The 11,365-nt window shown below is 43.4% G+C and carries 9 protein-coding genes; 5 read left to right on the forward strand and 4 right to left on the reverse strand.

Annotated features, from left to right (window positions below; all coding sequences use genetic code 11):
• Positions 1-30: 30 nt before the first annotated feature.
• Positions 31-2,418, reverse strand: a complete 2,388-nt coding sequence (locus tag ALT761_RS11925; protein ID WP_232043592.1) for a zinc-dependent metalloprotease — start codon at positions 2,416-2,418, stop codon at positions 31-33.
• A 419-nt stretch (positions 2,419-2,837) separates the two neighbouring features.
• On the opposite strand from ALT761_RS11925, the gene ALT761_RS11930 reads away from it, so the two are divergent.
• The 4 genes from ALT761_RS11930 (at position 2,838) to ALT761_RS11945 (ending at position 8,156) form a co-directional block, all read left to right on the forward strand.
• Positions 2,838-4,046 carry an aminotransferase class I/II-fold pyridoxal phosphate-dependent enzyme gene (locus ALT761_RS11930; protein ID WP_442858126.1) on the forward strand — a complete coding sequence of 403 codons (1,209 nt, stop codon included), beginning with the start codon at positions 2,838-2,840 and terminating at the stop codon, positions 4,044-4,046.
• 193 nt (positions 4,047-4,239) lie between these two features.
• Positions 4,240-5,415, forward strand: a complete 1,176-nt coding sequence (locus ALT761_RS11935; protein ID WP_129738971.1) for a saccharopine dehydrogenase family protein — start codon at positions 4,240-4,242, stop codon at positions 5,413-5,415.
• A 393-nt stretch (positions 5,416-5,808) separates the two neighbouring features.
• Positions 5,809-7,653, forward strand: a complete 1,845-nt coding sequence (locus ALT761_RS11940; RefSeq protein ID WP_129738973.1) for a peroxidase family protein — start codon at positions 5,809-5,811, stop codon at positions 7,651-7,653.
• Positions 7,654-7,892: 239 nt separating this feature from the next.
• Entirely contained in the window at positions 7,893-8,156 is a 264-nt protein-coding gene (locus ALT761_RS11945; protein WP_013783695.1) for a DUF7218 family protein, read from the forward strand.
• A gap of 156 nt (positions 8,157-8,312) precedes the next feature.
• Here the strand turns inward: ALT761_RS11945 and ALT761_RS11950 are convergent, their stop codons facing one another.
• The 3 genes from ALT761_RS11950 to ALT761_RS20630 all read right to left on the reverse strand — a co-directional run bounded on the left by ALT761_RS11950 (position 8,313) and on the right by ALT761_RS20630 (position 10,583).
• Positions 8,313-9,497, reverse strand: coding sequence for a pyridoxal phosphate-dependent aminotransferase (locus ALT761_RS11950; RefSeq protein WP_129738975.1), 1,185 nt, complete (start codon positions 9,495-9,497; stop codon positions 8,313-8,315).
• 317 nt (positions 9,498-9,814) lie between these two features.
• Entirely contained in the window at positions 9,815-10,336 is a 522-nt protein-coding gene (locus ALT761_RS11955) for a CPBP family intramembrane metalloprotease (protein WP_129738977.1), read from the reverse strand.
• An 82-nt stretch (positions 10,337-10,418) separates the two neighbouring features.
• Entirely contained in the window at positions 10,419-10,583 is a 165-nt protein-coding gene (locus tag ALT761_RS20630) for a hypothetical protein (protein WP_172602881.1), read from the reverse strand.
• 138 nt (positions 10,584-10,721) lie between these two features.
• Here ALT761_RS20630 and ALT761_RS11960 point away from each other — a divergent pair, with 138 nt between their 5' ends.
• A complete protein-coding gene (locus ALT761_RS11960) occupies positions 10,722-11,249 on the forward strand; it encodes a hypothetical protein (RefSeq protein ID WP_232043444.1) in 528 nt (175 codons plus the stop codon).
• The last annotated feature ends 116 nt before the right edge of the window (positions 11,250-11,365 follow it).

Genomic DNA, 11,365 nt, shown 5'->3' on the forward strand with positions numbered 1-11,365 from the left:
CACCTAAATTTCAGCGTTGTTGAAATAAAACTATATAGGTGAACCCGGTGGTAACGGCTTCACTTCAAACGCCCCAGACCAATGACCTGATTTCCAGTAAGTATCGAAGTACTTATGCAAAACTTCATCAGCGTCTCTATCGCTATCATCATCTAGCCATTCATCGAACTCAAGCAACGCACTGTGCATCGCCATTTTAGCTTCTGGTGCCAATGCTGGGTTTGTTACGGCTTTCATTATGGCATTCAATGCAACTAACTGTAGACGTGAAGCAACCAAATCGCCTTTAGCCCCGCGTTTGTGTTTAACGCGATACCAATGCACGTTTAATATCTGGCGCACTAGCCCTTCCACACCCACGAGTGCTTTTGTTCGGCTACTTTGCCACGCTAAACGATTTAAACGCTCTGGGTGTAGTAATAATGACAATGCAAAATCACTGGCAGAGGCTGCTGCTGATACTGGGTCGAGCATAAGCCCCATTTTTCCCTGAAAATGCTCACGGGTAACATCATCACCGTACGCAGTGGGCGGAATGAGTGCTAATACGCTTTCAGGAATAGTTAAATAAGGCACGGTAGTGGCAGTAATAAGCTGCTGCATGGCACGTTGCTGTAGCTGTGGTGCAACGTCTTGCTGACCTTGTGGCGTGGTGTAATCGCCCTTACGCTCGTATTCGTAAATCAAGCCTCCCACTTGTTTTGCTACCGCTTCTAATTGAAAGCGATGAAGCAAATAAATTGGCACTAATGCATTTTCTAGTGACGACAAGCTAGCATTGGGTTTCAGAGTATCCATTCCCAGTTGTTCAAGCGCATGGCGTCTGACCGCAGAGATTTCATCGAAAGCATCTAGCGGATCGGCACCGTTTTCCCACATGTGTCCATTTGCCGAACTATGACGCGAACTTCGGGTATCAGAATCTGACTTAAATGCCAGTCCTTGATTACGAGTTTTAACAATTTGCTTAGCCAAACCTTCGGCTTCTTCATTGAGAGAACCAAATTCTTGATAGCCATAAACAATAGCGTGTTTATCCCAGGCACCTATGCCCTTATCGTAAGCCCCTTCAAGGCTAATTTTATCGCCTTTTAGGGTAATGCGCGGGTGTGGATAATCCATCACGGAAGCCAAGTCGTTTTCACTGGCCGCAAAATTGTGTGCTATGCCCAAGGTATGCCCTACTTCATGGGCAGAGAGCTGCTTGATGCGATCTAACGCCATGGCTTCTTGTTCAGGTGAGCTAGCATTGTCACCAGAAAATGGGCTGGTAAGCCCTAGTGCGATTAAATAGTCTTGGCGAACACGCAGTGAGCCCAGCGTCACATGGCCTTTAATAATTTCACCCGTGCGAGGGTCGACCACGGACGAACCATAAGACCAACCTCGGGTAGCCCGATGCACCCAGTTAATCACGTTGTAACGGACATCCATGGGATCGGCATCTTGGGGCAACACTTTCACCTGAAAGGCATTTTTATAACCTGCCGCTTCGAAAGCTTGGTTCCACCAGCTGGCGCCTTCTTTTAATGAGGACATCACCGGTTCTGGAATACCTGGGTCTAGGTAATACACAATAGGTTCAACCGCTTCGCTCATAGGCGCATGTGGTGATACCTTGGCGAGACGGTGGCGTGTAATAAAGCGCTGCTCCGTAGGCTCATTGATTGCCGTAGAGTAATCGAAATAGCGGAATTTCCAATAACCTGAGTAGGGATGATAAGCCCGTGGTGTATAGCCATCGTCAGGTAATGCAACAAATGAATGATGAAGGTGTACCGAAAGGTTTTCTGCATCTGGCGCGACATCTGTCAAATAGTTACCCGGCTTGCTGCCAGCAAACGTGACTAAAGCTTCAAGCTCGGTGTTTTTCTCAAACCCCTTTGTGCGAGGTAAATATACTCCGCTACGGCTTTTGTCTGCTTTAAAGCTGCCTTGTTTTTTAGCTGCTAGCCGGTTACCGATGCCGTGAATATCGCTGAACAAGAAAGGTGTGTAGTCGATTAAATTCGCATTATCACTTTTCGCAACTATCACAAAACCTGCTAATACCGAACTTGCAAAAGCTTCACTAATACTTTGTTTTTCAGCAGCGCTGCCATGGGCTGCACGGTACTTAGTATTTAACTGCTTCAGCATCAGCTTATTGCCAAAGCGTTCGAAGGCAATTAAGCGAGTGCGCCCTAACTGGCCTCTATCTAAACCAATATCGTTAGAGCCTACGCCGTAAGGTAAGCTGCTTTGAAATAAAAACTGCTGCTCATCATTAGGTATCGATAAATACACTTTGTCAGTTTCATCATCATAATACACGGGGATGAGGCCATCTTTGGCTGACATCTCTTTGGTAAATTCGCTAATGGTGGGTAACGCTGCCCACACAGGTGTCGCGAAAACAGCAGACACGACCACAACCATGAACCACCGTATAGCGCTGCACGAGAAGCGCTTCTCAACCCTAGCCTTTTTATTACTTTGTTTGTTTTCGACCAACACGACTGATTTCCTTTTAAATAACGCCAACGCTGTATTTTACTTTTTATATCATCTCAACTTATACCTCTTCTACCCTATCGTAAGTGTTTGATTATGCATATGGCTATTCATCGAAAAACACTGACTATTGCGTGAATTTTTAATGGATAAGGTTCTAACCTAGTCGCAGATGGTTAATGCTTGTATTGATTGCTATTAAAAATCGCGACTAGAACCGCTATTGGTCATTGCAGCTGGCTAACGCTACCTGCTTTTGCTATTAGATATGGCGACTTTGTTGGTAATTAGGCTGGCACAATTGATATAGTACGGGCATTGTTACCCCCACGTTGTAAGAAAGTATGTTGAAGTACGCTACCCGAGCCACCACCCTATCCCCTTTTTTAGCCATGGCCTATGGTGAAAAAGCCACTGCGCTTAGCAATCAAGGGCATGATGTTATTCGGTTAAACTTGGGTGAGCCTGACTTTGGCGCGCCCACGCCGGTTGTTGAGGCTATGAAGCAGTCGTTGTCTCAAGCTGATTACCCGTATACTTCAGCATTAGGCTTGCCTGAACTTAGAAGCGCCATTGCCCAGTTTTATAAAACACAGCACAACGTTGATATTCCAGCTTCGCGCATTGTAGTTACCGCTGGCGCATCAGCGGCTTTATTATTAGTGAGTGCAGCGCTCGTTGAGAACGGCGATAAGGTAATACTTGGCGATCCTTCATACCCTTGTAATCGTCGATTTTTAAACACCTTTGGCGGCGAAGTTACGTTAGTGCCGACTTCTAGCAAGCAACAATTTCAGTTAACCCATGACGATGTAACACACCATTGGGATAGTAAAACCAAAGGCGTGCTTATCGCTAGCCCGGCTAACCCAACTGGCACCGCTATTGCAGAAAAGGAACTATATAGTATTGGTGAAACCTGCAAGCAAAATGATGGATTTCTTATTGTTGATGAAATTTATCTCAACTTAGATTTACGCGATAGCTCGCCTTCTGCTGCAAAGCAACCTGCCCCACTTAACACGGTTTTGGCGAACGAACGCTTGCACAACAATACTATTGTGATTAATAGCTTTTCCAAATACTTCGGTATGACAGGCTGGCGCTTAGGTTGGTGTGTGGTACCCGAAGGTATGACCCAAGTTATGGAGCGATTAGCACAAAACCTATTTATTTGCCCCTCTACCCTAGCCCAGCAAGCTGCGCTAGCGTGCTTTACACCGGAGTCACTTGCCCAATGTGAACAGAAAAAAGCTCAACTGAGAACACGTGCTTCGTTTGTGCTGGACGCCATTGCAGACATGGGCTTAAGTATTGACGCTACACCAGATGGCGCGTTTTACGCGTACATCAATATTGAACCTACCGGTCTTACCGCCATTGAGTTCTGTGACCGTTTATTAGAAACCGAATATGTGGCATTAACACCCGGTGACGACTTTGGCGAACATAATGCTACTCGTTATGTAAGGCTGTCGTTTGCCACAGAGATAAGCCGTTTAAAAGAAGGCTTAACCCGTATGAAACGATTTGTTAAACCCTACATTCGCTAACCGCTATTTATTCGCCTCTGTCTATTTTGTTTTAGCAAGTACTGCGCATTAAATACTGGGTGGTAAATTACGTGTGCATTCACACCCAAATCAATACTCAATTATTACCTAAAAAAATAATTTAACCTGAATGGATTGCGTATATTGGTTGCACGTAAGTTTTCCATGAAAAATAAAATAGGACACGATATTTATGAGTGATCAACGGGAATTCGATGTAGTCATTTTTGGTGCTACGGGCTTCACTGGTAAATTGGTAGCTGAATACTTCCAAAGCCAGTATGGCAGCGACAGCAGCGTAAAATGGGCTATTGCCGGGCGCAACGAAGCCAAGCTTGCGGATGTTAAAGCAGAGTTAGGTATTAGCGAAGATGTGGTAAGTATTATTGCAGATGGTGATGACGACGCTGCACTAGATTCGCTGACTAAGCGCACATCAGTGGTATTAACCACAGTAGGGCCTTACCAAATTTACGGTGAAAAATTACTCTCTGCCTGCGTTGACAACGGCACGGGCTATACCGACTTATGTGGTGAGCCTGCGTGGATGCACCAGATGATCAATAAATATGAAGCCAAAGCAAAAGACACGGGTGCCAATATTGTTTTTTCGTGTGGGTTCGACTCTGTACCTTTCGATTTGGGGGTTCACTTCTTACAAGAACACGCTAAAAAGCAAACCGGCGCCGCGATTGAATACGTAAAAGGCCGTGTGAGAAAAATGCAGGGTACGTTTTCTGGTGGTACAGCAGCCAGCTTAAAAGCCACTATGGTAGCAGCACATAAAGACAAATCGATTATGTCTGCACTGATTAATCCGTTCTCGCTTGCAGATGCTAGCCAAAGTCACCCACAGCCAGATGGCACCAAGCCATACTACGACGAGTCTTTAGGTTCGTGGGCTGCGCCATTTATTATGGCGGCTATTAATACCAAGAACGTACACCGTTCTAATTACTTGGCAAACTTCGCCTACGGCAAAACCTTTCAGTATGATGAGATGATGCTTACTGGCCCTGGCGAGAAAGGCGAAGCGATGGCGAACCATGTTGCCCAAGACAAATCATTAGGTGGTGAGGGTGGCCCTAAGCCTGGTGAAGGCCCAAGTAAAGAAGAGCGGGAAAATGGGTTTTACGATGTTATGTTTATCGGTGAAGCAACTAATGGCGATACCCTTGCGGTATCAGTAACTGGTGATAAAGACCCGGGTTATGGCTCAACCAGCAAAATGATTTCAGAATCTGCCCTTTGCCTTTGTAAAGATGTGTCACTTTCTGGCGGCTTCTTTACACCTGCATCTGCATTGGGTGATAAGTTGATTTCTCGCCTCACTGAAAAAGCAGGGCTTACGTTTAACATAGAGAAGTAAGTTTCTTTTTTAAAGAAATGCTTTTAAAACGCCGCTGCGGCTCGCTCTGCACGCGGCGTTTTTGTTTTTCGAAAGTTTGCTCTTTATCCCTCAGCGACATTTTTATTTGTAAGCCCTTCTACTGTTTTCCTCTCTGCCCTTCTCAGTTACTTAAAGCAAAAATTGTCAACAAAGTGTAAAGTTTTGAACAGATTTCGTCTTATTCACTCCTAATCTTTGAACAACAAGATGCCTGCCCCCTCGCCGCTCCTTGCCCTCGGTATGCAAACGTCTGAAGAAATTAAAAGTAATTATAAATGCTTCAAAGGATTTGAAGGTTCAAATAGCAATCAATCTCCCCATTTTTTTGAACGAGCATGATTGTTTTTTAAATAAGCAGTTACAGGACATATTATGAAAAAATTAGCGTTTTTAGCCGTTACGTTAAGCAGTTTATATGGCTGCGGTTCAGACAACAACGACGATGAGCAAACCACTAATGCCACATTAACATCCCCTGATGTTGATACCATTTCTGATGCAAATAATGATGGCGCCGACAACGATGAAAACTCGGGCAACAACAGAAACAATGCTGATAATAACCAAAGAGGCAGATCTGCTCAGGGAATTGACGAAGATGTAGATCAAGAACGCCAAAATAGCCGGGATAGAGAAGGAAGAGACGATTTTGTCTTCAATACCCAAGGAGGTAGAGAAATACGCTCTTACGATGGCAGTAGTAACAATCAAGATAACCCCGATTGGGGTGTTACCTTTAGTCACCTGCAACGTATAGCCCCTGCTTTTTACACTGACGGCGTGTCAGAAATGGCCGGTTCAGCACAAAAAAGCGCACGTGAAATAAGCAACTTGCTGGTGATGCAGGCTGAGGGAGAAAGTATACCCAACACTTATAACACCAGTGATTACTTATGGCAGTGGGGACAGTTTATTGACCACGATATAAGCCTTACAGACGGAAGTACCCTAGAAGCGGAACACATCATTGTGCCCACAGGCGATGTATTTTTCGACCCTAACAGTACAGGGAGTGTCACTATTTCATTTAATCGTGCAATTTACGACCCTGACACAGGCACCGATACGGATAACGTTCGTGAACAGGAAAATGAAATTACGAGTTGGATAGATGGCTCGATGATTTATGGCTCTGATTCCGAACGTAATGAAGCGTTGCGCGAAGGGGAACAATCGCCCTTTTTAGCTACATCTGACAATAACTTACTGCCAAGAAATCCTAACGGATTTCCGAATGCTAATGGCTTTGTATCTGACCCTAGCGTGTTATTTCTCGGCGGCGACGTTCGGGTAAATGAACAAGCTGTGCTTACCGCTATGCATACTATTTGGGTAAGGGAGCACAACCGCATTGCGACTATTCTACAGGCGCAACAGCCCCAAGCCGATGTCGAAGATATATACGAACAAACTAGGCGTCTTGTTATTGCCAAGTTGCAGATAATTACCTACGACGAGTACCTACCTGCTTTATTGGGCGAAAACACAATGCCTGATTATCAAGGTTATAATGATGGCGTAAATCCAACCACGTACAATGAGTTTTCAACCGCAGCCTATCGGCTTGGTCATAGCGAAGTCAGTGACAATATACTTCGCTTAGATGCCGACAATAATCCAATAGATGAAGGCAGTTTGGCGCTTCGTGATGCCTTTTTCACAGGGATAGGGCTCTACGTTGAAGAAGATGATATTGACCCTGTTCTTCGCGGCCTGGCAAAACAACGTCATCAAGCTATCGATATTAAAGTGGTAAATGGACTACGTAACTTTTTATTTGGTAGGCCTGGCAGTGGAGGCTTTGACCTTATCTCTTTAAATATTCAACGGGGACGAGATCACGGGCTAGCATCCTATAATGATGTTCGGGAAGCCATGGGGCTAGAGCGTGCTGAATTTTTCAGTGACATTACTTCAAACACCACGCTGCAAACTGCACTGTCCAACGCCTACAATTCGATTGATGATGTTGAGCTATGGGTAGGCGGGTTATCTGAAGATCCTCAAACTGAAACGGGTTCTCAGTTAGGTGAATTATTTACTGCTATTAATGTTAAGCAATTCGACGAACTTCGCGAAGGTGATCGGTTTTGGTATCAAAGATATTTGACCGATGACGAGCTTGAAATGGTAGAAGGCACTACGCTAGCAGAGGTAATTCGAGCGAATACTCACATTGGTGACGAACTACAGTCTGAGGTTTTCTTTGTAGAATAAGGTATAAAACGCGGATTTACCCTACTTGCTTTATGGATGAAGAACGCAGTACTAAGACCCAGGAATAAGTAGGGTCTATTCCGCTTATTAGCTCATGTATTAGCTTCTGTATTAGCTCATTACCTTTTATCTATCAGTGCACCAAAATTGCCAAGTTGAAGTATAAAAAGTAAGACTTAATTAACCTTATCGGCTTTTCTGCTACCTACCGATGAGAAAAATTAGTAAAGGAGATTACTATGGCTAAGCAACACGCCGCACAGATTAAGAACGACGACACGTATGAAGCGCTTCGGGATAAAGGCTACAGCAAAGAAAAATCAGCCAGAATTGCCAACGCGCAAGCCAACGATGAGCAATCGCCCTCGAAAAAAGGCGGTGAAAGTAAAAAATATGAAGAACGTACCAAGAAAGAGCTTTACGACAAAGCTAAAGAAGTAGGTATTTCAGGTCGCTCAACCATGAGTAAAAGTGAGCTGATTGATGCGCTACGACATCATTGATACTGCGTTGAGGGTGCTTTACTAGAGAAAGCGTATTTTGAATTCTAATGCGTATTAGTACGGTAAGGGTAAAAGGCCGATGGTTTTGCTGTTGTCGTACCCCATAGAGATATCAACAAAACCACCAGCATTTAGTCTTTATATTGCGTTACAAACTTATGCTAAAACCGTTTTTAATGCTTTTACGCACGCATCCGTTTCTTCAGGAATACCTACACTGATTCGTGACCATGTGTCGTAGCCAGGCCATGTACGGCCAACTACTTTAATTCCTTGCGCTTTCATTAACTTTGCAAACTCGTCGTGCGGCATACCGGTATCCATATAAATGAAGTTGCCTTGCGGGTTTTTCGCATAAGCCTGGCCTAGCGATTCAGCAGCGGCCGTTAGCTTCTCACGTTCTACTTTTACCCTTGTACGCATGGTATTTAGGTTTGCATGATCTTCCATGCTAGCCATACCCGCAACTAATGCTAAGTAGTTCACACCACCCATACGCAACATGCCACCTAATTGTTTTGCTTGTTCAGCGGGTAGAATGGCATAACCTAAGCGTTGGCCTGCCATGGCATGAATTTTAGAGAAGGTGCGGCAAATAACTACATTATGCCCTTCGGCCACTAACTTTGATTGTACATTAGCCGGGTAAGCGTCTGACATTTCGATATACGCTTCATCGATAAATACCTGCGCTTTTTTAGATACACGCTTCGCAAACGCGGTAAGTTTAGCCGCATCTACCACTGTACCCGTTGGGTTATTAGGATTACAAATATACACGGCAGTGGTGTCTTCAGTAACCGCAGCTTCAATCGCGTCTAAATCGAAATTCATATCAGCATCTAGCGGAACGTAAGTTACGTCAGCGCCCATGAATTCTGCGCCACGAGGAACACCCTCGTAAGTAGCCATAGACGTTACCAGTTTATTACCATTTTTTGTAATCCAATCGGCGTAGCCAAATAAAATGGGAGAAGAGCCATTGGTAACAATAATTTGATCTTCAGATACCCCTTCTTGTGCAGCAATTTTACTTTTAAGCACATCAACCGTTGCATCTGAGTAGCGCGCTAAGTTGAATAGTTCACCTTGCATGGCATCTACTGCTTTAGCTGAAGGGCCAAAGGCGTTTTCATTAGACGATAAACGAACAAGACCGTCGCTTACATTAGGGGTAGCAGTAGGAAAGTGATCCGTTTTCATACCTGCTGCGCTAAGTTCTTTAATGCTAGAGTCTACGCATGCTGTTAGTGCAACTGCACCTGCACCTATACCTACTGACTTTAACCAATTACGACGTGATGAATTAACTGAAGGATTATTTTTTATTTCTTGTTTCATTTGCCACTATGCCTAATAAATACACCGAACCTTAGACTAATGGGTAATAAGCGGGCATGCAAGAGAGATTTTTCAGTAACCCACTGAATTAATTGCACTTATTTAGTGCGCGCAATGCTCAAAAATAGGCATGGATGCATTCCATTGTCCACTTCAGTGTTTGCCCTTACATGCTCAGGGTACGTAAAAACGCAGTAACTTAATGGTAAAAATAGGCTTAAATTCTAATAAAATCAATATCACTATCAAAAGCAAATGTAATACTATTTTTGTAAAAAGCTTAAGTTTTCATCTATAACCAACAGCGGTAAATTTTGCTACTTAATAGTGCATAAAAATAAGGCAACCGCAAGAGAATTACACAGTACATGCAATGCAAATGATAAGAAAAAACCTTTATAAAAACTTTGTTTATTACCTATTTGATAGGCAGTACAGAAAAACAGAAAAGCCCATAGGGCGGGGAAAAAACGTACCGGGTCTACAAAGCAGTGAAGTGATGCAAAAAATATCGCATTAATTCCTAACATTCTTCGCTCGCTTAAACTAAAAGAATTACAAATGCCATAGGCTAGCGCAATCATAAGTGTTTCAAGAGCTGGGGCAATAACCGTAATGATGATGAGCATGCCCATACTGTTTTCCATAGTGCTCCCAATTCGATGATTAAATACAATATCTACAATTGTTCCAAATATAATCACGGGAACTTGTATAATTAAAAGGAGTTGGAAAGCTCTTATGAAAGGTTTTTTTGAATATTCAAAACAGTTTTTTGTGATAAACCGATATAAATAACTTAGTGGATTTTCATGTATTTTGTTAAGTGCGCCTATCATCGTTTCACCCTACCGTATTTGTTTAAATGCAAAATACACACAGGCTCGAAAGTCTGTGTGCATGACCTGTCAACTGAATTTGTTACCAAACCGTTGTATGCTCAATGCTTCGCCCACTACCAACGTAGTTACTATAACCTCTGTGTGACATCGATAATGTTCCATAGAGTACTTCGGCAAAAGTCAGCCAGTTATCGATACCGCCTCCACTAACAGTATTAATTTCCTCTGCATTTAATGTTCTCATTTTCATAATCCTTATATATGTAAAAAATTGTTGTTCTCAATAAATATTGAGGCTCCCAGATTACTCTGTCTGCTTATATTTAATAACTGTACGATGTACCTGAATGCAGCTTAATAGGTAGTAATTTGGATATGACCTATGAGTAAGAATCTCGAACCAAAAAGAGATTTACCCCATTTTGATCCATATCAACGCTATTTTAAGAGACTTAAACCACACTACAGCTATCCTGAGACCAACAAGACTACGTGTATGCTCTCGCTAGTAAATAACAGCAATACAAACCACGACATTCGTCCTGAACATCATGGCTTGTATAAACTTAGCTTAAGCCCTAATGCGGATATTGCGGTGGCGAGCAAGCCGGTCTTTGGTGCGAGTATTACTTTTCACGCAGACCTACTCGCTCACAACAGCTTCATTGTTAAACCTGACAATTTATTAGGGTGGGTAGATATGAGGGGACTCGCTTATTTTACGATTTGTTCAGGCCAGCATCCACTAGGCGTCAATAACGTGAATGGCAATGCAACCACACTACCTTCACAATTTATAAGCGCGGAAAATGGCATGCTGCGCTTCACGTCAGCACTTCGCATATACCTACTGGCAAAAAAGCCCAGAGACATTCAGGAACACGGGTTATGTTACTTCACCCCAGTATGATTAAAGACATATAACTACGCGCAGACAGATCAGCAAGAATGGTATCTCTTACTAAGACTGCGCTTTTAGCTACTGCAGCTACTTTTTTTGAGTTGCCCGCTTTTGCTACACGGTTT

This window comes from Alteromonas sp. 76-1, from assembly GCF_900654235.1.
In the GTDB taxonomy this organism is placed as follows: Bacteria; Pseudomonadota; Gammaproteobacteria; order Enterobacterales; family Alteromonadaceae; genus Alteromonas; species Alteromonas naphthalenivorans.

Coding starts and splice junctions, on each gene's coding strand:
- ALT761_RS11925 (WP_232043592.1), bottom strand. CDS start 2,418: ATGGTTGTGGTCGTGTCTGCTGTTTTCGCGACACCTGTGTGGGCAGCG.
- ALT761_RS11930 (WP_442858126.1), top strand. CDS start 2,838: ATGTTGAAGTACGCTACCCGAGCCACCACCCTATCCCCTTTTTTAGCC.
- ALT761_RS11935 (WP_129738971.1), top strand. CDS start 4,240: ATGAGTGATCAACGGGAATTCGATGTAGTCATTTTTGGTGCTACGGGC.
- ALT761_RS11940 (WP_129738973.1), top strand. CDS start 5,809: ATGAAAAAATTAGCGTTTTTAGCCGTTACGTTAAGCAGTTTATATGGC.
- ALT761_RS11945 (WP_013783695.1), top strand. CDS start 7,893: ATGGCTAAGCAACACGCCGCACAGATTAAGAACGACGACACGTATGAA.
- ALT761_RS11950 (WP_129738975.1), bottom strand. CDS start 9,497: ATGAAACAAGAAATAAAAAATAATCCTTCAGTTAATTCATCACGTCGT.
- ALT761_RS11955 (WP_129738977.1), bottom strand. CDS start 10,336: ATGATAGGCGCACTTAACAAAATACATGAAAATCCACTAAGTTATTTA.
- ALT761_RS20630 (WP_172602881.1), bottom strand. CDS start 10,583: ATGAGAACATTAAATGCAGAGGAAATTAATACTGTTAGTGGAGGCGGT.
- ALT761_RS11960 (WP_232043444.1), top strand. CDS start 10,722: ATGAGTAAGAATCTCGAACCAAAAAGAGATTTACCCCATTTTGATCCA.